This is a genomic window from Actinomycetospora chlora (genome assembly GCF_039542135.1).
Taxonomy (GTDB): Bacteria; Actinomycetota; Actinomycetes; order Mycobacteriales; family Pseudonocardiaceae; genus Actinomycetospora; species Actinomycetospora chlora.
This window is the reverse complement of record NZ_BAABHO010000051.1, coordinates 24,959-47,403: the sequence shown is the minus strand read 5'-3', so window position 1 is coordinate 47,403 and position 22,445 is coordinate 24,959. Positions and strand designations below refer to the sequence as shown.

Here is a 22,445-nt window from a genome sequence, read left to right as displayed (position 1 = left end):
CCGCGCGCGCCGACCCGGCGTCGTCGGCCTCGACGGCGGCGACCAGCGCGTCGCGGGCCTCCCGGCGCTCCCGGGCGGTGTCGGCGCGCTCGCGGGCCAGGACGGCCCGGCCCCGCGCGGTCTCCACCTCGCGCAGCCGTGACTGCAGCCCGGCCCACCGGTCCTCGAGCGCGGCGACCTCGTCGCCGTGGGCGCGGCGCCGGGCCCGCAGCGTGGCGAGTTCGGCGTCGAGGCGGTCGCGGGCGGCGACGTCGCGCTCGGTGTCCTCCAGCGCCGCCCGGCAGCGCTCGTGCTCGGCCTCGGCGTCCGCGAGGCGCACCTCGGCGGCGCGCAGCTCGCCGGTCGCCCGCCCGCTCGGGGTGCGGTAGCGGCGCAGCTCCTCGACGGCGCGCTCGACGAGGTCGTCGTCGGACGTCGGGTCGGGCCGCGCGCCCTCGCCGCCGGATGCCGCGCGGTCCAGCGCCCGGGTGAGCGCGTCCTGGCCGCCGAGCTCGGCCTGCCCGACGGCCGAGTGCTGCTCGACGCGCAGCCCGCGCCAGAGCACGCGGTCCATCGTCTCGTCGAGGATCGCCGACACGCGGGCGTGCGCGTCGGCGCCCGTGAGCTGCTCGGGCGCCGGGGCGGTGACGTGCAGCTCGGTGCGGGGGCGGCGCAGCCAGCGCTTGCGGTAGGTGAAGCGGTACGGGCCGGTGGAGACCTCGGCCTCGACCTCGGGCCCGGCGTCGACGCCCGCGGGCTGGGCGGCGCGGATGTCGGCGCGCCGGGAGGAGTCGGCGGCGTCGAAGAGCAGGTCGAGCGCGGCGAGCGTCGACGTCTTGCCCACCTCGTTGTCGCCCTGCAGCACGGTGACGCCCTGCTCGGCGAGGGGGACCTCGCGGTCGTGCACCCCGCGGAAGTCCCGCAGGCGGATGCGGTGCAGCCTCATGTCTGGATCACCCCCGCGCGACCAGCCGGTGCAGCAGCCGCAGCGCGTCGCGGGCCTCGTCGTCGGTGTCGCCGGCCGCGGTGAACAGCTCGGACGCGGCGTCGGCGGCGAAGCCGTGGAGATCGAGGTCGTGGAGGTCGGCGTCGTCGGGCACGGTCGCGAGGTCGGAGTGCTGCTCGAGCACCTCCACGGCGGCGAAGGCGTGACCGTGGGCGGCGAGCAGGTCGTCGAGACGGCTGCGCTGGCGCAGCGAGAGCGTGCCCACCAGGGCCAGCCGCACCGCGGTGCGTTCCTTGTCCGGCAGGTCGGCGAGCCGGGCGTCGAGCGCGTCGAGGTCGCCGTCGGCGTCGAGGCGGGCGTCGTGGCGCACGAACCGCCACCGCCCGACGGTCTCGACCGCGACCCGCGCGGCGTGCTCGTCGAGGTCGACCACCAGGACGTGCCCGGGATCGACCTCGTCGAAGTCGGTGACCTCGGGCGTCCCGGGGTGGCGGATGCGGTCGTCGACGGCGTCGGCCCACGCGGAGTGCCGGTCGCCGAGGGCGACGTAGTGGACGCGGCCGTCGGCCAGGGCGGCGAGCACGCCGTCGCGGCGGATGCGGGCGGGCTCGTCGTCGTCGGGGTCGAGGACGTCCAGCTCGCCGTGGCCCGCGAGGACCCGCAGCGTCCCCGGCCGCGCAGGCGCGAGGGCGGCGAGCTGCTCGCCCACCAGGTCGGTCAGCGGGTGCTTCGAGCGCCACGGGGCGGCGACGACCTCGACGCCCGGCGCGACCTCGTGCACCCCCGGGGTGTCGAGCACCGTCACGTGCGGCGGGCAGCGGCGGGCGAAGTCGGGCCGGCGCAGCACGCAGGCGGCGTCGGCGGGGTCGTGGTTGCCGGGCAGGAGCAGCACCGGCGTGCGGAAGGAGCCGAGCGCCTCGCAGGCGCGGGCGACCACGTCGGGGCCGACGAGGTTCGACTCGAACACGTCTCCGCACACCAGCACGAACGCGGCCCCCTGCGCGTCGGCGATCGCGCCGAGGGCGGCCACCGCGTCGAGCCGGGCCTGCGCGAACCGCGCCTGGGCCTCACCGGTCAGCCCGCCCGCCGCCTCCCGCGGGGGCCGGGCCCCGAGGACCCGTCGCGTCATCCCGAGCTGCCAGTCGGCGGTGTGGACGAACCGCACGCCTGATCACCTCCGCTGCTCGACCCCCGACCGTAGAACGGCCCCGCCGCCCGGGCGGGCAGCGACATGCCCCGCTCGCCACGCGATCGGGTCACGGGGTTTGACGCAGCACGGGCGCCGGCGGTTCCCTCCTACGTCAACGGCAGCGTCGCCACGGGCTCGAGGCCGCCGCGGGCGCCCGAGCGCTCGACGCGCAGGTGGGCGTCGCGGCCGGTGACCTCGAGCGTCGAGACGGCGTTGCCGAACCACGGCCCGCCGATCGTCGACCAGTCCAGCGGGGGCTCGTCGAGCCCCGCCGTGGTGGCGACGCGGCCGAGGAGGCGCGAGAGCCGGCGCGACCAGCCGAGGGCGAAGACGTACTCCATGAACCACGGGACGCCGTTGCGCACCGGCGAGCAGGTCAGCTGGTAGACCCGCGAGCGGGTGGGGGAGGGGTAGCGCGCCTCGGCGGCGTAGCTGTGGTGGACGTCGCCGGAGAGCACGCAGACCGTCGCTGGCGCGTTCGGCCCGGAGGCGACGCCGCGGACGACGTCGGCGAGCCGGTCGAACGACGCCCGGAACGCCGGCCAGTGCTCGAGGTCGACGGCCTGGCGCACCTTCTCGGCGAGGCGGCTGCCCTTGGTCGCGGCGAGCTCGTCGAGCGACTGGACGTGGCTGACCGCGGGCGGCATGAGCCACGGGATCGACGAGCCGATGAGCAGGTGGTCGACGTCGTCGTCGAAGCCGTTGGCGTTCTCCTCGATCCAGGCGAACGAGTGCTCGTTGATCATCAGGCGGTCCTCGGTGTTGAGGACCCGCGCGCACCGGGAGTCGACCATCAGCAGGCGCGTGCGGCCGAGGTCCCAGCGGTAGCTCCAGCGCACGCCGGTGGGCTCGCCGACCTCGGCGTCGGCGCGCCCGGCGAAGTCGGAGAGCAGGTCGAACACGTCGCCGTCGGCCTCGAGGACCTTGCGGTAGAGCGGGTCGGCGTCGCGCGTGGCCGGATCGAGGTTGCCCAGGTGCTGGTAGACCCAGTACGACGCGAGCGCCGCGCGGATGCGCTCCGGCCACCACGGCTGGGCGGCCATCTCCTCGCGCCACGTCTGCGAGGTGTTCCAGTCGTCGCGGACGTCGTGGTCGTCGAAGATCATGGCGGTCGGCACCGTGGAGAGCAGCCAGCGCAGCTCCCGGTCGGTCCACGACTCGCTGTAGAGGTGGGCGTACTCGCCGAAGTCGACGATCTCGTCCTGCGGCTCGACCCCGGGCCCGCGGCGCTCCCGGATCCACCGCTGCGTGCGCGGGGTGAGCTCGTCGGCGTAGACCTGGTCACCCAGCAGGCACAGCGTCTCGGGCAGGACGGCGTCCGGGTCGTCGGTGTCGGCGACGAGGTCCATCAGCCGTGTCGCGTAGGCGTCGAGCGCGTCGATGCCCAGCGACGCCTCCAGCTCGGGGTCGTCCGTCGGCGGGTAGCGGCACGAGCCGAACACGAACCGCAGGCGCTCGCCCTCGACGTCCCGGCGCCGCGTGCGCAGGTAGCTCGGCGGGGTCGACGCGCCCGCCATCGGCCACACGAGCTCGCCGTCGAGCCGGACCTCGTACGGCCGGCACGTGCCGGGCTCCAGACCGTCGACGACGACCAGCGCGTAGTGCTGGCCGCTCACCTCGAAGGTGGGCGCGGACGCGCCGAGCACCTCGACGGTGCAGCGCGCGCTCGTCTCCACCCAGATCGTCGCCGTGGTGGTGCCGACGTGGCGCAGCAGGGGACCCAGCTCGAGGGTGGTCACACCACCTGACTACCCCAGCGCGGCGTCCGCAGGCATCCCGGGTCACTCCGAGCGGTGGGTCAGCTGCTCCAATCGGCTCTGCAGCTGGTCGAGCCGGGCCTGGAGCAGGGCGACCTCCGCGCTCAGCAGCGGCACGAGCGAGGCGTCGTCGACGTCGGTGCCGATGCCGGCCAGCGGGGAGAACACGGCCGCGGCCGGGTCGTCGACGGCCTCGTCGGTGCGGACGGGCACCTGGCCGACCAGCACGCCGAACGCCTCGGGCGTGAGCACCGGCCGGGGTCCGGCGCAGAGACCGCAGACCGGGTGCAGACGCCGCCAGCCGACGACGCCGGGGCCGCCGTCGGCGAGCGCGGTGGCGGCCCGCCCGCAGCCGCAGCGCCCCAGCCGCACCGACCGCACGGTCTGGCGGGCGTACCGCAGCCCCAGCTCGTAGCGCACGTAGCGCCCGGAGGCGGCGATCTCGAGGAGCACGCAGTGCTGGTACTGGGGGTCGCAGGCGAGATCGCGGGCGTCGTCGAGGGAGTGGAAGCAGTAGAACCCGCAGTCGCACCACGCCGAGGGCGGTCGGTGCCGCGGGCTCTGGATGCACACGGCGTCCGCCACCGCGCCGTAGACCTGCGTACGGCCGAGGGCGACGCCGTTGAAGCCGGCGCGGCGCGCGTCGGCCGAGATCATGGGGTACGCGATCTTGTACCCGGCCAGCGGCCCGTCCGGCCGCGGGCGGTGCCTACCGATCGACCAGCTGCTCGGCCGGCTCACGGCGTTCCGCGGTGATGGTCTCGACCTGCTCGGGTGCCTCGACGGCCTCGGCCGTGCCCGGCGCGGGCGGGTCCTCGGCGATACCGGCGGAGAGTCGACGTCCCAGGCGCATGGCGGCCTCCGAGGGGTCGGGGTGACGTGCCCCCAGGGTCGTCGGCGAACCGCCCGAAGTCCAGGGGTCGGACGCGCGGAGGGCCCGGGGCGGTGCCCCGGGCCCTCGCGGAAGCTGCTGTGTCGGACGTGCTGTGGGAAGCGGCTGGGTCGTGCTCCTACTCGGCGGCCTCGAGGCCCAGGTCGTCGAGGACGGCGCCGACCTCGGCCTCGGTGTCGGCGACGTCGTGGTCGAGCTGGTGGGCGTAGGGCGCCAGCTCGACCGCGTTCGCCGCGGGCGCGGCGAAGGCCGTGAGGGCGGCGGGGGCCGCGACCGCGGCCATCGCGAGACGCATCGTGCTCGTGGTCATGGGAGTCCTTCCCGATCAGGACGCCGGGTCGGATGACCCGAACGGCCGAACACTGACGGTCGCTCGGCGCACGGTTCAAGCCAGATCGGGCGTTCCGGGACGTCGGTAACGAGATGATGACGAAGCGCCCCTGCCCCAACGGGTGAACGAGCGTTCATCGGGCCTTCTCGGCGGCCTCTGACACCGGGTTCAGCCGGATCTCGGCGCGCGTCACGGCGCGGACACCGCGGTTCACGTGATCGTCATCGATCCCCGTGGGAGCAGCCGGGGCGATCACGGACGTGTCGTAGGGTCCCGGCTCGCGGGGGCAGTAGCTCAGCTGGTAAGAGCAGCGGACTCATAATCCGTCAGGTCGTCGGTTCGAGCCCGACCTGCCCCACCGCGACTACTGGTGGATGGCGACCGGCGCGGGGAGGAGCTCGCGGCGGGGGCGGACACCGAGGCCGGGCCCCTGGGGCACGCCCACGTGGCCGTCGGTGGCGGTGACGGGGTGGTCGGGGTCGTAGTGGCCGGCGCCGCCCGCGATGTGGTCCTCGGCGATCCAGACCCCCTCGAGCAGGCGGGGGTCGACGGTGGCCGCGAGGTGCAGGCAGGTCGCGGCGATGACGTCGCCGCCCCAGGCGTCGTCGACGGTGTGGGGCAGGGAGCGCAGGGCGCACAGGTCCCGCGCGAGCGCGGCCTTCGTGGGCCCGCCGAGCCGGGTCACCTTGAACGCGAAGGCGTCGGCGGTGCCGGCGCAGATCGCGCGCAGGACGGTGTCGACGTCCTCGGTGTTCTCGTCGAGCGACACGGGGTGCTGCAGGCGTCCGCGCAGCTGGCCCATCTCGTCGACGGTGTTGCACGGCTGTTCGAGGACGAAGGGGACGTCGGCGCACAACCGGTCGAACTGCACGGCGTGGGCGACGGTCATGCCGCGGTTCGGGTCGACGACGAGGCGGGCGCGGTGCCCGATCGCCTCGCCGACCCGGTGGACGGTCTCCACGTCCCGGGCGAGGTCGCGTCCGCCGACCTTGAGCTGGACGCGCGGGTAGCCGCGCTCGACCGCCGCGCGGGCCTCGTCGACGCTCTGCTCGGGCGACGCGACGGGGATCGCGTGGTAGCCCGGGACGCGGTCGACCAGGGCGCCGCCGAGGAGCGTCGAGATCGGGACCCCGAGCCGCTGCCCGAGCAGGTCGAGCACGGCGGTGTCGAGGGCGGCCTTGGCGTACCCGTGCCCGGCGAGCAGCTCGTCCAGCCGGCGCGCGACGGCCCGGGGTGACGCGAGCTCGAGGCCGAGCAGGCCGGGCGCCAGCTCGGCCAGCGCGGCTCGGGCGCCGAGCGCGTGGTGGGGCTGGTAGACCGGCCCCAGCGGGCAGGTCTCGCCCCAGCCCGACCGGCCGTCGTCGGTGACGACCTCGACCAGCGTGCTGTCGGGCGCCTCGACCGTGGTGCTCGACGTCCGGTAGGCGCCGCCGGCGACCGGGAGCGGCACGGAGTAGACGTGGATCTGGTCGATCTTCACTCGCGACCTCCGCTGGGAGCCGGCCTGACGGGTGGGGTCGGTCGCCATCGAACCGCACGCGCCCTCACCGCGAGCCGGGCACTCGGCCGTCTTGGTGACATCCCTGCCCTTGGTTCCGTGCCGATGTCACGCTGGGTGCACGTCACGGGCTGGGGGACACCATGGGGCGAACGAAGGCCGGCATCGCCGGCTTGATCATCCTGACGCTGGCGAACCTCGCCGACGTCGTGGGCATGGCCGTCGTCGGGACGCCGGGCAACCCGCCGGAGCTGATCATCCCGAGCTTCGTGCTCGCGGTGATCGGGATGGCGGCCACCGTGCCGGCGTGGCGCGGGAGCCGGGCCGGGGTGCTGACGGTGTTCCTGGCGCGGGCGGTCTCGACGCTGCTCGTCATCCCCTTCTACGTCGCCGGCGACCAGCCGGACTGGGTCCGGACCGGGCTGACGGTCGGCATCGTCGTGAGCCTGCTGGGCCTCGGCCTGATCGCGGTCTGGCGGTGGCAGGCCCGGACCCGCGAGCCCGCGCGGGCCGCCTGAGGCCCCGTCACGCCGCCAGGTGGAACGTGCTCGCGAAGCGGCCGAGCAGGTCGCCCGGCCCGCGCAGCACCTCGACGACACCCGTGGCGATGGCGCGGTCCGGGGCGAGCGCGCCGGACAGGACCCGGTGAAGGCCGGGCCCGGCGGTGAAGGCGAGGTCGGCCGGCCCGTCGCCGCGCCCCACCGCCAGGGACGGCCCGTCCACGCGGACCAGCAGCTCCGCCGACTCGAGGCGCGCGGCGTACGCCGTGGCGGGCAGGTCCGCGGCCACCTGCGGGCGGAAGGCCGCGCGCAGCGCCACGGTCAGGGCGTCCGGCGTGAGCACCTGCTCCGCGCGCGGCTCGCCCATCGCCTTGGACCCCCACGCCCCGAGCGCCAGCACCACCGGCTCGAGCTCGCGGCCGTACGGCGTCAGCTCGTAGATGATCACCCGGGAGCGGGGGACGCGGCGCAGCACGCCCTCGGCCTGCAGCTCCTTGAGCCGCGCCGCGAGGATGTTGCTCGGGATGCGGGGCAGGCCCGCGGCGAGCTCGCCGTAGCGGCGCGGTCCCACGAGCAGGTCGCGGACGATGAGCATCGCCCACCGCTCGCCGACCAGCTCGAGGGCCCGCGTGACGCCGTCGTACTGCCCGTACTCGCGCGGGGCCACCGGCGTCAGCCCTGCTGCTGGGCGACGGCTTCCGGTCCCTGTTCGGCGGCGGACGGGTCCATCCAACCGAGCTCGAGGTGGTTGCCGTCGGGGTCGGTGATCCCGCGCTGGTACATGAAGCCGTAGTCGGACGCGGCGCGCGGCTCCCCGCCGCCCACGGCGAGGGCGTCGGCGGCGGCGCGGTCGACCGCCTCGCGGCTGTCGAGGAAGATCGCGGTCGCGGTCGTGGGGCTGACTGCCGGGTCGCCGATCGGCAGGTCGGTGAAGGTCTGGAAGAACTCGCGCGTCAGGAGCATGAAGGCGCTGTGGTCCTGCTCGACCACGACGCAGGCCGCGTTGTGGTCGGTGAACATCGGGTTGATCGAGAAGCCCAGGGCCTCGTAGAAGCGCTTGGCCCGGTCGAGGTCGGTCACCGGCAGGTTGGCGAACATCATCGGCATGGCGATGACACTTGCGAAAAACAAGTGCGCCGTCAAGACGCCGGCTCACCCGCTGAGGCCCGCTGCTCCCGGCGGCTGCGGCGCGCGGTCTTGACGGTGACGACGGCGACCAGTGACAGCGTGATCCACAGGGCGTACCTGTCCACCAGCAGGACGACGTCCACGGCGTGCTGCCCGACGCCGTACCCGAGACCCGCGACGAGTCCTGTCATGATCGCGGCCCCGATCGCGTCGAGGACCAGGAACGGCACCAGACGGATGCGCCCCAGCCCGGCCAGGGCGAACACGGCCGGCGCGGGCACGCCCGGCAGCGACGCGGCGACGACCGCGAGGGCCGTCACCCACCGCGGCGCCGACCGGACCCGGCCGACGAACCGCTGCGCGGTGTCCCCGGGCGCCCACAGGGTGATGACCTTCTCGCCCCACCGGCGCCCGGCCAGCCAGAACAGCCAGTCGAACTTGACCATCCCGAAGACCCCGGCCGCGACGACCAGCCACAGGTTGCCCTCGCCGATGCGGGCGAAGGCGGCCCCGGCGCCGGTGGCCGTGAGGCTGCCGGTCACGGCCGCCAGGGCGGTCGGGTGCGAGGCCAGCAGGAACGGCCGCAGCGGCATCGTCGCCAGCATCGCGACGATGACGCCGAGCGTCGCGAACACCAGCACCTTGTCGCCGCGCGACATCGGGTGCTCCCACGGCATGGCGTCGCGCCACGCCTTCTTCGCGGCGGCGATCTCCTCCGGGGAGTAGTCCCGGGTCCGCCAGCGGAACCGCTTGGTCTGCTCGCCCGTCATCGCTCGTGCTCCGTCCCTCGTCGGTGGCGTGTGCACCCACGATCACCGGACGAGGGGTCCGGACGCCTCCGCCCGGCGGACGATCTCCCCGCGCGGCCTCCTCCTCGGGGAGGAGTCAGGCCTGGGCCGGGACGCCGCGCGGCGGCCCGTCGACGCTGTCGAGCCCGCGAGTCAGCGTCTCGCTCATCGCCCAGCTGCTGGCGAGGGACACCAGCGCCAGGAGGACGGTGAAGCCGGCGACGGCCAGGAGGCTGCCCGTCCAAAGCACGAGCAGACCGCACACCGCCGGCGAGACCCCGCCGATGATCGAGGCGATCTGGTAGGCGAGCGACGCCCCGCTGTAGCGCAGGTGGGTCGGGAAGAGCTCGGCGAAGTACGCCGACTGCGGGCCGTAGACCGCGCTGCGGCAGGCCTGCACGACGAGCCCACCGAGGATGAACAGCCCGATGACCCCGGTCCCGACCAGCAGGAAGTACGGGATCGAGAACACCGCGAGCAGCCCCATCCCGCCGAGGAAGAGCGGCCGCCGCCCCACCCGGTCCGAGAGCAGGCCGAGCAGCAGGATCATCGGGATGTCCGCCGCGGACAGCACCGTGTTCGCGCCGAGGACCTCGCTGCGGCCGTAGCCGAGCTCGGTGGTCGCGTACGAGACCAGCCACACCGAGCTGATGTAGAAGGTGGCGTTGGTGGCGACGAACGACCCGGCCGCCAGCAGGATGAGCTTCGGGTGCTCGCGCAGGACCTGCAGCACCGGCATCCGGCTCGCCTCGCGGCGCTCCTGGTCGCGGCGGAACACCGGGCTCTCCGCCACCGTCAGGCGGATCCACAGGCCGACGAGGATGAGCACGGCGCTGGCGAGGAACGGGATGCGCCAGCCCCAGGCCTGGAAGGACGCCTCGCTGACGGCGAGGTCGAGCACGAGGAACGAGCCCGTGCCCAGCACCAGTCCCAGCGGCACCCCCACCTGCGGCCAGCTGCCGTAGAAGCCGCGCCGGTGGTCGGGCGCGTTCTCGACGGCCATGAGCGCGGCGCCGCCCCACTCGCCGCCGACCCCGAACCCCTGGGCGAAGCGCAGCACCACGAGCAGCACCGGGGCGAGCACGCCGATCGTCGCGTACCCGGGCAGCAGGCCGATGCCGACCGTCGCGGCGCCCATGAGCAGCAGCGAGTACACGAGCATCGGCTTGCGGCCCACGCGGTCGCCGAAGTGCGCGAACACCGCGCCGCCGATCGGGCGGGCGATGAACCCGGTGGCGAACGTGCCGAGCGCGGCGATCGTGCCGATCGCGGGCGAGACCGACGGGAAGAAGACCTTGTTGAACACGAGCGCCGCGGCCGTGCCGTAGATGAAGAAGTCGAACCACTCGATGGTCGTCCCGACCAGGCTCGCGGCCGCGACCTTGCGGGGCACGCGCAGGGAGGGGCGGGCGGACCCGGACGCGTCGCTGACCATGGCGTGCTCCTCGTCGTCGGGGTGCCCGGACATCGAACGGGCCGACGCGGCGCCAGGTCAAGGAACGGCAAAGCGGTCGTCAAAGGATTGGACCGTCCGCACCACGGCGGCGTCCGGTCACCGGGCGCCGTGCACAGGCCCCCGGGTCCAGGCGTCGACGGTCAGCACGGCGTCGGCGAAGGCCGCGGGCGCCTCGAACGGCAGGGCGTGCCCGGCGTCGACCACGCGGTGCTCGTGGCGCCCGGTGAACAACGGGGCGTGGTCGGCCGTGCCGCCGGGCTTGAGCGTGTCGCTCGCGCCGTCCAGCGTCACCGCGGGCACCGTGATCGGCGGACGCTGCGCCAACCGTGCCTCGAGGGCGTCGTGGACCGGGTCGCCGGAGGCGTTGCCGAGCGCGTGGCGGTAGGCGTGCACCACGACGTCGACGAAGTCGGGGTTGTCGAACGACGCCGCCGTGCGGTCGAAGGTGGCGTCGTCGAACCGCCACCGCGGCGACCACTGCCGCCAGAGCATCCGGCACAGCTCCCGGCGGTGGGTGGCCAGCACGGCCCGGCCGCGCTCGGTCTGCAGCAGGTGCTGGTACCAGACGGCGTGCTCGAGGGCCGGGTCCTGCGGCTCGCGCTGCGCGGCGACGTCGATGACGTCGTAGCCGGCCATCGCGACCAGGCCCCGCAGGCGCTGCGGCCACAGGACGGCCGCCACGCACGACGACAGCCCGCCCCAGTCGTAGCCCGCGACGATCGGGGCCTCCAGGTCCAGCGCGTCGAGCAGGGCGAGCAGGTCGGACCCGAGGGCGGCCTGCTGGCCGCTGCGCGGGGTCGACGCGGACAGGAAGCGGGTGGGGCCGTACCCGCGCAGGTACGGGCGCACGACGCGGGCGCCCCGCGCCGTCAGCCGGGGCACGACCTCGTCGTAGGCGTGCACGTCGTACGGGAAGCCGTGGACGAGCACCACCGGCCAGCCGTCGGCCGGGCCGTCCTCGACGTAGGTCACCGCGAGGACCCCCGCCGACACGACACCCGTCCGGCCGGTCACGTCCGCAGGCCGTCGAGGACGAACGCCGTGAGCCGCTCGGCGCGCTCGGTCCAGTCCGGCCCCGGGGGCAGGGTCCAGAGCCCGGCGAGCAGGGCGAGCACGTCGCGGGCGTCGCGGTCGGTGCGCAGGCTGCCGTCCCGCGCCCCCGCCTCGAGGATGCGCTCGAGGGCGGCCAGCAGGGCCTCCCGCGCCGGCGGGTGCGAGCCCTCGGGCAGGGCGCGGAGCAGGTCGCCCAGCGCCCGCTTGGTGCGCGCGTACTCGACGAACCGGGCCAGCCCGCGCGCGAGGGCGTCGGCTCCGGTGCCGTCGGAGAGGTCGATCTCGCCGAGCGCGGCGAGCTCGGCGGCGTAGGTCTCGGCGACCAGCGCCTCGCGGCTGGGGAAGTGCCGGTAGAGCGTGGCGATGCTGACCCCGGCCTCGCGGGCGACGGCGTCGAGCGCCACGTCGGGCCCCTGGTCGGCGAACAGGCGCGCGGCCCCGGCGAGCAGGGCGGACCTGTTCGCGCGGGCGTCGGCTCGCTGGGGCACGGAATCAAGCGTAGGCGTCCTACGGTTGGGGTGTACGGTGGAGCCGTAAGCGTAGGAACCCTACGTTTGAGGACACCGAGGAGACCGTCATGACCGCCACGCTGATCGAGACCCCGTTCGGCGAGTTCTCCACCGCCGACGAGGTCGCCGAGGGCATCGACCTCACCGGCCGCCGGGCCGTCGTCACCGGCGCGTCGTCGGGCATCGGGGTGGAGACCGCCCGCACGCTCGCCGCGCACGGCGCGCAGGTGACGCTGGCCGTGCGCAACACCGCCGCCGGGGAGCGGGTCGCCGCGGACATCCGCGCCGAGGCGCCCGACGCCCGTGTCGACGTCCGCCCCCTCGAGCTCGGCGACCGCGGCTCGGTCGCCGCCTTCGTCGACGCCTGGAGCGGGCCGCTGGACCTGCTGATCAACAACGCCGGCGTGATGGCACTGCCCCAGCGCACCCTGGTCGACGGGCAGGAGACCCAGTTCGCCACCAACCACCTCGGCCACTTCGCCCTGGCCACGGGCCTGCACCGCGCGCTCGCCGCGGCCGACGGCGCCCGCGTGGTGTCGGTGTCGTCGTCGGCGCACCTGCGCTGCCCCGTGCTCTTCGACGACACGACGTTCGCCTTCGTGCCGTACGACCCGTTCCTCGCCTACGGCCAGTCGAAGACCGCCAACGTGCTCTTCGCCGTCGAGGCCACCCGGCGCTGGGCCGACGACGGCATCACCGTCAACGCGCTGATGCCCGGCGGCATCGCCACGGGGCTGCAGCGCCACGTCGACATGGAGGCGCTGATGGCCGCCCGCCGCTCGGCGGGGGCGTCGGACGTGCTCAAGACGACGCAGCAGGGTGCGTCGACCTCGGTGCTGCTCGCGGTGTCGCCGCTGCTCGAGGGCGTCGGCGGCCGCTATTTCGAAGACTGCCACGAGGCGTCGGTGCTGACCGACCGCACGCAGTCCGACGGGCGGCACGGCGTCGCACCGTTCGCGCTCGACCCCGACAACGCGGCCCGGCTGTGGACGCTGTCCGAGGGACTCGTCTCAGCCTGAGCGCCGCGCGGTGAACCGCACCCGCACCGCCGGTTGCAGCCTGTGCTCGACCTCGTCGAAGCCGGCGCGGCGCAGGCGATCGTCGAGGGTGTCCGGGTCGACCACGGTCATCGTGTCCCCGACGTGCAGCAGCCGCCACCGCAGGTTGGGCTGGCTGTCGGCGCCGCGGAACACCCCGCCCGGGCGCAGGACGCGGCACGCCTCGGCGAACAGCGCGTCCTGCGCCGCCGGGCTCGGCACGTGGTGGAGCATCGTGAAGCAGACGACGGCGGAGAACCGGCCGTCGGGGAACGGCAGCGCCGCCCCGTCGCCGTGCACGATCTCCACCCGCCCGCCGAACTCGGCGCGCAGGCCGCCCACCGACGCCTCGTCGATCTCGACGGCGGTGAGCCGCTGCGCCCGCGGCGCGATCACCCGCGTCGTGGCGCCGAAGCCGGGCCCGATCTCGAGGACGTCGGTGAGGTCGAGGTCCTCGAGCTGACGCGGGAGGGTCTGCGCCACCGCCTCGGCCCACTTCGGCGAGCTGCAGAGGCGGCGGTGCAGCAGGTTCATCGGCATGGCTGCACGCTAGGGCGCGGAGAGCCGGCGCAGGGCCGCGTCCGCGGTGTCCTCTGGGCTGCTGTTGAACGCGATCGCGGCCTGCGGGGCGTGCCGCCGGACGAGGTCGATCACGACCTCGAAGGCCTCCGGGCGCTCCTCGTCGGTCCGGATGCCGCCGCCGATCACGACGCACTCGTAGGGCTCGGCGGCGAGCACCTCGGCGAGGCGGGCGTGCTGGTCACCGGGGTCCTCGTCGTACGGCAGGAGCTCGAAACGGACGGGGATGCCGAGCTCGGCGAACCGCCGCCGACCCTGCTCGATCCGCGCCACCACGGGTTCCGGGTCGTACCCGGGGACGGTGCGGGGATCGAGGCCGAGGACCAGCACGCGTGACGCCATGCGGGTCTTCCTAGCGCTCCACCCCGACCGATCGCTCACAGCTCACCTTGTCGATCTCCCGGGAGTGCCATCAGCGTCGGGACCCGCCTCGGCGTGTCGCGCGACCGAGGATGTGGCGATCCTGGCGCTGGACGCCAGCAATGCCGCGTTGCTGGCACGCCCCGCGCGCCGTTCCTCGGCGACGCTGATCGGCGGGCGTCAGACCCCGAGGTGCTCGCCCGCGAAGGCGAGCGCGTCGTCGAACGCCTCGGTCGCGGCGGCGGGGGAGCCGCGCCAGAGGTGGTCGGCGCCCGGGACGAGGTCGAGCTGCACCGGCGCGCCCGCGGACTCCAGTGCCGCGGCCAGGCGCTGCGACTGCCGGGCGGGGACGAGGACGTCCGCGGTGCCGTGGCGGAGCAGGAACGGCGGGGCGGCGGGGTGGACGTGGGCGACCGGGCTCGCTCGCCACGCCCGGTCCGGCTCGGCGGCCGCCGTCGCGCCCAGCAGCAGGGCCTCCCGGGAGTCCGGGGCGGCCGGGTCGACCGCGCTGATGCCGCCGGCCGCGGCGTCCTCGACGAGGGTGGTGAGGTCGGCCGGCCCGTACCAGTCGACGACGGCGCGGACGTCCGGGTCGGCCAGGCCGAGCAGGGCGGCGAGGTGCCCGCCCGCGGACTCGCCCCACAGCACGATCCGCGAGGCGTCCACGTCCACGTCGTCGGCGTGCTCCCGCAGCCAGCGCAGACCCGCGGCGACGTCGTCCAGGGGCGCGGGGAAGAGGGCCTCGCCGGAGAGGCGGTAGTCCAGCGACGCCACGGCGATCCCGGCCGCGGCCAGGCGCGCGAACGGCGACGGCTGCCACCCGCGGTACATCGGCCCGAACGACGCGCGGCTCCCCGCGCGCCAGCCGCCGCCGTGCAGGAAGACCACCAGCGGCGGCGCCGGCGCGTCCGCGGGGCGGTGGAGATCGAGCAGCAGCGGCCGGTACCCGGGGACCGTGGCGTACTCGACGGCCCGCCACAGCGCGACGCCGCCGGCGTGGACGGCCTCCGGGACCTCAGTCGATGAGGCGGGCATCGGGGAAGAACTCGTTGCGGTAGCGGCGGGCGGCCTCGCCCAGCTGCTCGGACGAGGGGATCACGGGCACGACCGGCGGCATCGTCGCGTCGGTGCGCTCGCCGGCCGCGGCGAAGAAGCGCTCGAACCCGCCGGTCGACACCCCCAGCGTCCGGGCGCGCAGCGACTCGACGCGGAACTGGTGGCGGCGCCCGGCCGGGACGTAGCCGAAGTCGCCGGTGGTCAGCACCCGGTCGAGCACCGCGCCGTCGTCGTCCTCGATCGCGACGCGGACCTGCCCGTCGAGCACGTAGAAGATCTCGTGGACGTCGTCGTGGGCGTGCACCGGGATCGCCCGCCCGCGCGGGGCCTCCATGGTGAACACGCCGAACTGCCCCTGCGTCTCGTCGCCCGAGAGCAGCACGGTGAACAGCTGGTCGAACAGGTGCGCCCGCTCGCCCTCACCGGCGGCCAGCACGAACGGCGCCGGGCGGCCCGGCAGTGCACCGCGCGGCGTGTCGCCGGGCGTCACGTACTCCGCGGTCATCGACCCTCCGTCTCACCCTGCAGACGGGGCAGGACGTCGGACGCGATCATCTCGACCACGCGCTCGCGGCCCTCGGCCGGGACGGCCAGGGCCACGACGATCGTCTCGGCGCCCGCGTCCCGGTACTCCGCGAACCGCGCGGCGACCTGCTCCGGGGTGCCGTACGGGACGCACGCGTCGACGATGCGCTCCATGTCCTGCCCGTACGTCGCGGCGAGGGCGTCGAGGGCGGTGCGGCGGGCGACGGCCGGATCGGGGTCGACGCAGCTCCAGGCGAAGTAGGCGCCGGTGACGTCCGCCGGGTCGCGGCCGTGGCGCTCGGCCTCCTCGCGGGCCGTGCGCAGGCCACGGGCGACGCGGTCGGGGCTGCCGAGGTAGGGCATCCAGATGTCGCCCGCGCGCCCGGCGCGCCGCATCGAGGCCTCGGAACGCCCACCCACCCAGACCGGCGGTCGCGGCCGCTGCAGCGGCAGCGGGTCGAGCCGCGCCGGGGTGCCGTCGACGTCGATGGCCTCGCCGGCGAACAGCCGGCCCAGGACCTCGAGGCCCGCGTCGGTACGCCGCCCGCGCTCGCGCACCGGCACCCCGCAGGCGGCGAACTCCACCGGGTTCTCGCCGCCCACGCCGACCCCGAGCTCCAGGCGCCCGCCCGAGACGCGGTCCAGCGTCGCCGCCATCTTCGCCGCGAGCGGCGCGGGGTAGAGCGGCAGCAGCGTCACGGCGCTGAGCAGCCGCACGCGGGTGGTGACGGGAGCGGCCGCCGCGAGCGTGACGAAGGCGTTCGCCGTCGGGCTGCCGAACAGCACGTGCTCGCCGGCGGCGACGAGGTCGAAGCCGTGCTCCTCGGCCCGCCGGGCGTCGTCCGGCGTGAAGGTCGGCGACATCATCAGCCCGACCCTCACGCGTCGACCCCCGCCCGCTGCAGCACCGCGGCGGCCATCCGCAGGTGCACGTCGTCCACCATCTCCCCGTCGACGACGCCGACCCCGGAGCGCCCGGCCTCGATGACCGCGCGGGCGTGGGCGACCTCCTCATCGGTGGGCGTGAACGCCTCGTGTGCGAGCGCCACCTGCGAGGGATGGATGCAGATCTTGCCGTCGTAGCCGAGGTCGCGACCCGCGGCGGAGTCGACCCGGAACGCGTCGGTGTCGCGCGCGGCGACGACGGCCTGGTCGAGCGCGCCGACGCCCGCCAGCGCCGCGGCGAGCACGACCTCGCTGCGCGCGTGCAGCACCTCGAGCCCACCGGAGGTGCGCCGGCCACCGATGGACGCGATGTAGTCCTCGGCGCCGAAGTAGACGGCCAGGCACCCCGCGGCCAGCTCCCGGCACCGCGCGACGCCCCGCACGGTCTCCAGGCCACCGATGACGGGCAGGCCGAGGCGCCCGGCCAGGTCGGCGAGCTGCGCGGGGTCCTCGAGCTTGGGCAGCACGACACCGTGCGCCGCCGATCCCGCGACCGCCGCGACGTCGTCCGCGTGCCACGACGTCGCGGTCGCGTTGACCCGCACGAAGATCTGCACGCCGGCCGGCAGCTCGGCGACGGCGCGCACCGCGGCCTCGCGGGCGTCGTCCTTGTCGCCGGCGGCGACGGCGTCCTCGAGGTCGACCGCGACCGCGTCCGGCGACCAGCGGGGGACCTTGGCGATCATCTCCGGCCGGTTGCCCGGTACGAAGAGCAGGCTGCGCGGGACGTTCACGCCGCGGGCCTCCGGTACATCAGGCCGGTCCGCGTGCAGGTGCACACGACCTCGTCGCGCTGGTTCCGCGCCCGGTGCGCGAACACCGCGATGCCGGCGTCGGGCCGCGACCGCGACTCGCGCAGCGACGCCACCTCGGTCTCCACCCGCACGGTGTCGCCGGGGTACACCGGCGCCGGGAACGTCACGTCGTCCAGCCCCAGCTGCGCGACGATCGTGCCCAGCGTCAGCTCCGGCACCGACAGCCCCACCACCAGGGCGAGGGTGAACATGCTGTTGACCAGCGGCCGGCCGAACTCCGTCGTCGCCGCGTACGCGTGGTCGAGGTGCAGCGGCGCGGGGTTCATCGTCATGGTCGTGAACAGCACGTTGTCGGTCTCGGTGACCGTGCGCCGGGTCGCGTGCTCGACCACCAGGCCCTCGCTCAGATCCTCGAACCAGAGGCCGCTCACGCCCGCACCGCCGTGGCCAGGGTGTCCAGTGAGCCCGGGTCCTCGAGCGCCGAGGTGTCGCTGCGGGCCTCGCCGTGCAGCAGGACCTCGCGCATCAGCCGTCGCATGATCTTGCCGGTGCGGGTCTTGGGCATCGCCGCGGTGACGATGACGCGGTCGGGGCGGGCGAGCCCGCCGATGGTGTCGCCGACGAGCGTGCGCACCTCGTCGGGGACGCCGTCCGCGTCCCCCGTGACCGTCACGAACGCCACCGGCACCGTCCCCTTCGTCGCGTCCGGGATGCCGACGACCGCCGCCTCGACCACCCGCGGGTGGGTGCCGACCACCGCCTCGATCTCCATCGTCGACAGCCGGTGCGCGGCGACGTTGATGACGTCGTCGGCGCGGCCCAGCACCCACAGGTGACCGTCGGCGTCGACGACGGCCTCGTCGTTCGTGGCGTAGCGGCCGGGGAAGCGGCCGAAGTAGGTCGAGAGGTAGCGCTCGTGGTCGTCCCACACCGTGCGCGCGAGCGTGGGGAACGGCCGGGTCATCACGAGGTTGCCCTTGACCCCGGCCGGCACCTCGGCGCCGTCATCGTCGACCACTGCGAACGCGTGCCCGGGCACCGGCGTCCCGGCCGAGCCGGCCTTGAGGTCGTCGACGCCGGTGACGGGGTAGGTCCACGTCGAGCCGGTCTCGGTCTGCCCGTAGGCGTTGACGATCGGCACGCCGAACGTCTCGGACGCCCAGGTGAACGTCTCGCCGTCGAGCGGCTCGCCCTGCACCGTGATCAGCGCGAGGCGCTCCAGCGGGTGCGCGGCCGCGAGGTCGTCGCCGAACTTGCGGAGCATGCGCAGCACGGTCGGCGCGCACAGCACCTGCGTGACGCCGTGGCGCGCGCACACGTCGTAGAACCGCGACGGGCTCGGCGTGTCCAGCGCGCCCTCGTAGCAGGCGATCGTCGAGCCGTGGGCCAGGCCGCCGATCACCGCCTGGATCGGGAAGGTCAGCCAGCCGACGTCGGCGGCCACCCAGTAGACGTCGCCCTCGGCCGGCCCGGCCTGCCAGTGGACGTTGGCCCACGTGCCGAGCAGGAAGCCGCCGACGGAGTGCACGACGCCCTTGGGGCGCGACTCGGTGCCGCTGGTGAAGATGAGGAACGCGGCCTCGTTGGGGTCGAGCGCGACGGTCGCGGCGCCCTCGGGGTGGTCGGCGAGGAGCTGCGCGTACGACACCTCGTCCCCGGACAGGGGCAGGTCGCGCCCGGTGCGGTCGACCACCACGACGTGCTCCACGGTCGGGGCGTCGGACCGCGCGGCGCGCAGCGTCTCCAGCAGCTCGACGACCTTGCCGCGGCGGTAGATGCCGTCCGCGACGACGACGGCTTTCGCCCGGGCGGCCGACAGGCGCGAGGCGACGGCGTCGCGGCCGAAGCCCGAGAACAGCACGGTGTAGATCGCGCCGATCTTGTTGCAGGCGTGGATCGCGGTGAACGCCTCGACGAGGTTGGGCATGTAGACCGCGACCACGTCGCCGGGGGAGACCCCCAGCGAGCGCAGCCCGCCGGCGAGCCGGTCGACCTCGTCGGCCAGCTCGGCGTAGGTCAGCGTGCGGGTGTCGCCGGGCTCGCCCTCCCACACGATCGCCGGGCGCTGCGCGGTGGCCGGGTCGTCGGCCCAGCGGTCGACGCAGTTGTCGGCGACGTTGATCCGCCCGCCGGAGAAGTAGCGGAAGTCGCCGAGCTCGCCCGAGCGCACGGTGTCCCACGGCGTGAGCCACCGGTGCTGGCCGGCGACCCAGGCCCAGTAGTCGTCGGGGTCGGCGTCGTGGAGCGCGCGGCACGCCGCCAGCTCCTCGGCCCGCTCGGCGGAGCGCCACCGGTCGGGCAGCGGGATCAGCGGCGCGGAGATCAGGGCGCCGAGGGTGTCGGAGGAGTCCATCGATCCTCTCCTAGACGGGGCTGACGAGGTGGTGGCGCCGGCCGGGCCGCCGGGTCCAGCCGTCGGCGTGGCGCAGACGCGTGACGAGCTCGCCGCGGAGCTCCTCGCCGGGCACGACGGCGTCGACGACGAGCTCGTCGCCCATGCGCAGCAGGTTGACCTCGGCGCGGTGCTCCTCGACGCGGGCGGCGACGAACGCCTCCCGCTCCTCGGGGTCCTCGATGGCGGCGATCTTGCCGGCGTACACGGCGTTCACCGACGCCTCGGGCCCCATCGCACCGATGAACGCGCTGGGCAGGGCGAGCGTCGCCCGCGGCTCGAACCCGGGCGCGCACATCGCGTAGAAGCCCGCGGCGTAGGCCTTGCGCAGCACCACCGTGAACTTCGGGACCTCGGCCGACGACATCGCCGCGATCATCTTCGCGCCGTGGCGGATGATGCCCTGGCGCTCGACGGCGACGCCGACCATGAACCCGGGCACGTCCTGCAGGAACACCAGCGGGACGTCGAAGGCGTCGCAGAGCGAGATGAAGCGGGCGGCCTTGTCGGCGGAGTCGACGTGGATGGCGCCGCTGCGCACCTGCGGCTGGTTGGCGACCAGCCCGATCACCCGGCCCTCCAGCCGCGCGAACCCGACGACGATCTCCTGCGCCCAGTCCGGCTTGATCTCGAAGAACGAGCCGGCGTCGACCAGCCGGTCGATCACCGTCTGGACGTCGTAGCCGACGGTCGGGTCCTCGGGCACGAGCCCGTCCCAGCCGGTGGCCTCGGGCTCGCGGGGCTCGGCGGCGGGCGGGGGCTGGTCGAAGTGGGCGGGCAGGTAGGTGAACAGCAGCCGCGCGGCGGCGAGGGCCTGCCAGTCCTCGTCGAACACCGCGTCGCCGCACCCGGAGACCTCGGCGTGCATCCGCGCGCCGCCCATCTCCTCGGCGGTGGTGCGCTCGCCGGTGACCTTCTCGGCCACGCGCGGCGACGCCAGGTACATCGACGCCTGCCCGTCGACCATGCCCACCCAGTCGGTGAACGCGGGCATGTAGGCCCCGCCGGCCGCCGACGGGCCGTGCAGGCAGCAGATCTGGGGGACACGGCCCGACAGCGCGACCTGCAGGTGGAAGATCCGGGAGGCGCCGCGGCGGCCCGGGAAGAAGCCCATCTGCTCGGTGAGGCGCCCGCCCGCGGAGTCGACGAGGTAGATCACCGGCAGCAGGTCGCGGTCGGCGCGCTCGAGGATGCGGATCTGCTTCTCGCACGTCCGCTCGCCCCACGACCCGGCCTTGACGCCGAAGTCGTGGGCGATGATCGCGACCTGCCGGCCCTCGATCTCGCCGACGCCGGTGATGACGCCGTCGGCGAGCATGCCGGGGTCGCTGGCCGCCGCGAGCAGCCCGTCCTCGACGAAGCTGCCCGGGTCGAGCAGGACCTCGAGGCGCCGGCGCACCGGCAGCTTCGCCGGCCAGCGCGAGGTGTCCCCGCCCTGGCGGGCGCGCTCGGCGGCGGCGAGCACGTCGTCCCCCGAGGGAGGTGCCGGCGCCCCGGGGGGAGGGGACGCCGACACCTCCCACGCGGGACCCGTGCCGTTGGCCGGGGCGGTCTCCGTCACGGGATCAGCCGCTTGGAGAGGATCTCGAGCTGGATCTCGTCGGTGCCGCCGCCGATGCGCAGGATGCGCACGTCGCGGTGGTGGCGGGCGACGGGCGTCTCCTCGAGGTAGCCCGCCCCGCCGAAGAGCTGCACCGCCTCGTCGACGACCCACGCCGCGGCCTTCGCGGCGAAGTACTTGGCCGCCGCCACCGAGCGGCCGGCGTCGGGGTGGCCGCGGTCGAGCCGGTCGGCGGCCTTGTAGGTCATGACCCGCGCGGCCTCGAGCTCGATCTCCATCGCGGCGAGGCGGTGACGGATGGTCTGGCGGCCGGTGAGCGGCTCGCCGGCGACCTCGCGGCCCCGGACGTACTCGGTCACCGTGTCGAGCGCCTCGGCGGCGTGCCCGACGCCCATCGCGGCGAGCGCGACCCGCTCGAGCTGGAAGGCGTCCATGATCTGGTGGAAGCCGCGGCCCTCGACGCCCAGCACCGCCTCCTCGCCGAGCACGACGCCGTCGAGGACGACCTCGCGGGTGTCCGACGAGTGCCAGCCCATCTTGGCCAGCGGCGCCCCGAACGAGAGCCCGGGCGTGCCGGCCGGCACGACGAACGTGGTGATGCCGCGGTGGCCGCCCGCGGGGTCGGTCTTGGCGCCGACGACGAGGACGTCGGCCAGGCCGGCGTTGGTGATGTACATCTTGCGCCCGTCGAGCACCCAGCCCTCGTCGGTCCTCGTGGCCCGGGTGGTGATGCCCGCGACGTCCGACCCGGCGCCCGGCTCGGTGACCGCGATCGAGGCGATGGCCTCGCCCGCGGCGATCGCGGCGGCCCAACGGTCGCGCTGCTCGGCGGTGCCGTGGCGGACGATGTGCGGGCCGGCCATGTAGGCGCTGACCAGGGCGCCGACCGCGATGCCGCCGGCGGCGCGGGAGAGCTCCTCGGCGAGCACGGTGACGGCGGTGGCCTCGCCGCCCTCGCCGGCCGACCCGCCGTACTCGGGCGGGGTCAGCAGGCCCAGCAGGCCGGCGTCGCCCATCTCCTTCCAGAGGCGCTCGGGCGGGCGCCCCTCGCGCTCCGCCTCGGCGACCACCGGGCGGACGCGCTCGTCGGTGAAGGCCCGGCACGTGCGCCGGAAGTCCTCGTGGACCTCGTCGAGGTCGTAACCCACCGGTGCTCCCTTGCGTTCGACCGACCGGTCGGACGAAGGTACCCCACATCACAGCGGGACG

25 protein-coding genes and 1 tRNA gene are annotated in these 22,445 nt (G+C 74.9%); 3 read left to right on the top strand and 23 right to left on the bottom strand.

Going from position 1 to position 22,445, the window contains the following annotated elements; translation table 11 throughout:
* The 6 genes from ABD994_RS24935 to ABD994_RS24910 form a co-directional block, all read right to left on the bottom strand.
* A partial coding sequence (locus tag ABD994_RS24935; RefSeq protein ID WP_345421920.1) for an AAA family ATPase occupies window positions 1–925 on the bottom strand: 925 nt, incomplete at its 3' end.
* A gap of 7 nt (window positions 926–932) precedes the next feature.
* Window positions 933–2,090 carry a metallophosphoesterase family protein gene (locus ABD994_RS24930; protein WP_345421917.1) on the bottom strand — a complete coding sequence of 386 codons (1,158 nt, stop codon included), beginning with the start codon at window positions 2,088–2,090 and terminating at the stop codon, window positions 933–935.
* Window positions 2,091–2,221: 131 nt separating this feature from the next.
* Window positions 2,222–3,853: an alkaline phosphatase D family protein gene (locus ABD994_RS24925; protein WP_345421914.1), complete on the bottom strand. Its 1,632-nt coding sequence runs from the start codon at window positions 3,851–3,853 to the stop codon at window positions 2,222–2,224.
* A gap of 42 nt (window positions 3,854–3,895) precedes the next feature.
* A complete protein-coding gene (locus tag ABD994_RS24920) occupies window positions 3,896–4,612 on the bottom strand; it encodes a hypothetical protein (protein ID WP_345421909.1) in 717 nt (238 codons plus the stop codon).
* Window positions 4,581–4,724: a hypothetical protein gene (locus tag ABD994_RS24915; RefSeq protein ID WP_345421906.1), complete on the bottom strand. Its 144-nt coding sequence runs from the start codon at window positions 4,722–4,724 to the stop codon at window positions 4,581–4,583. The genes ABD994_RS24920 and ABD994_RS24915 overlap by 32 nt, the downstream gene beginning before the upstream one ends.
* A gap of 157 nt (window positions 4,725–4,881) precedes the next feature.
* Window positions 4,882–5,073, bottom strand: coding sequence for a hypothetical protein (locus ABD994_RS24910; protein ID WP_345421903.1), 192 nt, complete (start codon window positions 5,071–5,073; stop codon window positions 4,882–4,884).
* A 304-nt stretch (window positions 5,074–5,377) separates the two neighbouring features.
* Here ABD994_RS24910 and ABD994_RS24905 point away from each other — a divergent pair.
* A tRNA-Ile gene (locus tag ABD994_RS24905) sits at window positions 5,378–5,452 on the top strand.
* Window positions 5,453–5,458: 6 nt separating this feature from the next.
* Here ABD994_RS24905 and ABD994_RS24900 read toward each other — a convergent pair.
* Window positions 5,459–6,574, bottom strand: coding sequence for a mandelate racemase/muconate lactonizing enzyme family protein (locus ABD994_RS24900; RefSeq protein ID WP_345421900.1), 1,116 nt, complete (start codon window positions 6,572–6,574; stop codon window positions 5,459–5,461).
* A gap of 161 nt (window positions 6,575–6,735) precedes the next feature.
* Here ABD994_RS24900 and ABD994_RS24895 point away from each other — a divergent pair, with 161 nt between their 5' ends.
* A complete protein-coding gene (locus ABD994_RS24895; protein ID WP_345421897.1) occupies window positions 6,736–7,110 on the top strand; it encodes a hypothetical protein in 375 nt (124 codons plus the stop codon).
* A gap of 7 nt (window positions 7,111–7,117) precedes the next feature.
* Here ABD994_RS24895 and ABD994_RS24890 read toward each other — a convergent pair whose 3' ends face one another.
* The 6 genes from ABD994_RS24890 to ABD994_RS24865 form a co-directional block, all read right to left on the bottom strand.
* Complete coding sequence (locus ABD994_RS24890) at window positions 7,118–7,759, bottom strand: winged helix-turn-helix transcriptional regulator (RefSeq protein ID WP_345421894.1); 642 nt, start codon at window positions 7,757–7,759, stop codon at window positions 7,118–7,120.
* Between the two features lie 5 nt (window positions 7,760–7,764).
* Window positions 7,765–8,199 (bottom strand): VOC family protein, encoded by a 435-nt coding sequence (locus ABD994_RS24885; protein WP_345421891.1) that lies wholly within the window; start codon window positions 8,197–8,199, stop codon window positions 7,765–7,767.
* A 32-nt stretch (window positions 8,200–8,231) separates the two neighbouring features.
* Complete coding sequence (locus tag ABD994_RS24880) at window positions 8,232–8,990, bottom strand: DedA family protein (protein WP_345421888.1); 759 nt, start codon at window positions 8,988–8,990, stop codon at window positions 8,232–8,234.
* Window positions 8,991–9,105: 115 nt separating this feature from the next.
* Window positions 9,106–10,443: an MFS transporter gene (locus ABD994_RS24875; protein ID WP_345421885.1), complete on the bottom strand. Its 1,338-nt coding sequence runs from the start codon at window positions 10,441–10,443 to the stop codon at window positions 9,106–9,108.
* Window positions 10,444–10,560: 117 nt separating this feature from the next.
* Complete coding sequence (locus tag ABD994_RS24870) at window positions 10,561–11,478, bottom strand: alpha/beta fold hydrolase (protein ID WP_345421882.1); 918 nt, start codon at window positions 11,476–11,478, stop codon at window positions 10,561–10,563.
* The gene (locus tag ABD994_RS24865; protein WP_345421879.1) at window positions 11,475–12,005 is read right to left on the bottom strand and encodes a TetR/AcrR family transcriptional regulator; all 531 of its coding nucleotides are present in this window, start codon (window positions 12,003–12,005) and stop codon (window positions 11,475–11,477) included. The genes ABD994_RS24870 and ABD994_RS24865 overlap by 4 nt, the downstream gene beginning before the upstream one ends.
* An 89-nt stretch (window positions 12,006–12,094) precedes the next feature.
* Between ABD994_RS24865 and ABD994_RS24860 the strand changes: the two genes are divergently transcribed.
* On the top strand, window positions 12,095–13,045 hold the full coding sequence (locus ABD994_RS24860) for an SDR family NAD(P)-dependent oxidoreductase (protein ID WP_345421876.1): 951 nt from the start codon (window positions 12,095–12,097) through the stop codon (window positions 13,043–13,045).
* Here the strand turns inward: ABD994_RS24860 and ABD994_RS24855 are convergent.
* From ABD994_RS24855 to ABD994_RS24810, 10 genes are all read right to left on the bottom strand, one after another.
* Window positions 13,037–13,603, bottom strand: a complete 567-nt coding sequence (locus tag ABD994_RS24855; RefSeq protein WP_345421873.1) for a class I SAM-dependent methyltransferase — start codon at window positions 13,601–13,603, stop codon at window positions 13,037–13,039. The two genes, ABD994_RS24860 and ABD994_RS24855, sit on opposite strands and share 9 nt — an antisense overlap.
* 9 nt (window positions 13,604–13,612) lie before the next feature.
* Window positions 13,613–13,984 (bottom strand): hypothetical protein, encoded by a 372-nt coding sequence (locus ABD994_RS24850; protein ID WP_345421870.1) that lies wholly within the window; start codon window positions 13,982–13,984, stop codon window positions 13,613–13,615.
* Window positions 13,985–14,182: 198 nt separating this feature from the next.
* Window positions 14,183–15,037: an alpha/beta hydrolase fold domain-containing protein gene (locus ABD994_RS24845; protein WP_345421867.1), complete on the bottom strand. Its 855-nt coding sequence runs from the start codon at window positions 15,035–15,037 to the stop codon at window positions 14,183–14,185.
* On the bottom strand, window positions 15,018–15,563 hold the full coding sequence (locus ABD994_RS24840; protein ID WP_345421864.1) for a quercetin 2,3-dioxygenase: 546 nt from the start codon (window positions 15,561–15,563) through the stop codon (window positions 15,018–15,020). Before ABD994_RS24840 ends, ABD994_RS24845 begins: the two co-directional genes overlap by 20 nt.
* Window positions 15,560–16,450, bottom strand: a complete 891-nt coding sequence (locus ABD994_RS24835) for an LLM class flavin-dependent oxidoreductase (RefSeq protein WP_345421861.1) — start codon at window positions 16,448–16,450, stop codon at window positions 15,560–15,562. Before ABD994_RS24835 ends, ABD994_RS24840 begins: the two co-directional genes overlap by 4 nt.
* Before the next feature lie 11 nt (window positions 16,451–16,461).
* Window positions 16,462–17,262, bottom strand: coding sequence for an HpcH/HpaI aldolase/citrate lyase family protein (locus tag ABD994_RS24830; RefSeq protein ID WP_345421858.1), 801 nt, complete (start codon window positions 17,260–17,262; stop codon window positions 16,462–16,464).
* On the bottom strand, window positions 17,259–17,714 hold the full coding sequence (locus tag ABD994_RS24825) for a MaoC family dehydratase (RefSeq protein WP_345421855.1): 456 nt from the start codon (window positions 17,712–17,714) through the stop codon (window positions 17,259–17,261). Before ABD994_RS24825 ends, ABD994_RS24830 begins: the two co-directional genes overlap by 4 nt.
* On the bottom strand, window positions 17,711–19,636 hold the full coding sequence (locus ABD994_RS24820) for an AMP-binding protein (protein ID WP_345421852.1): 1,926 nt from the start codon (window positions 19,634–19,636) through the stop codon (window positions 17,711–17,713). Before ABD994_RS24820 ends, ABD994_RS24825 begins: the two co-directional genes overlap by 4 nt.
* 10 nt (window positions 19,637–19,646) lie before the next feature.
* Window positions 19,647–21,236 carry an acyl-CoA carboxylase subunit beta gene (locus ABD994_RS24815; protein WP_345421849.1) on the bottom strand — a complete coding sequence of 530 codons (1,590 nt, stop codon included), beginning with the start codon at window positions 21,234–21,236 and terminating at the stop codon, window positions 19,647–19,649.
* Complete coding sequence (locus ABD994_RS24810) at window positions 21,233–22,384, bottom strand: acyl-CoA dehydrogenase family protein (RefSeq protein ID WP_345421846.1); 1,152 nt, start codon at window positions 22,382–22,384, stop codon at window positions 21,233–21,235. Before ABD994_RS24810 ends, ABD994_RS24815 begins: the two co-directional genes overlap by 4 nt.
* Between the last annotated feature and the right edge of the window lie 61 nt (window positions 22,385–22,445).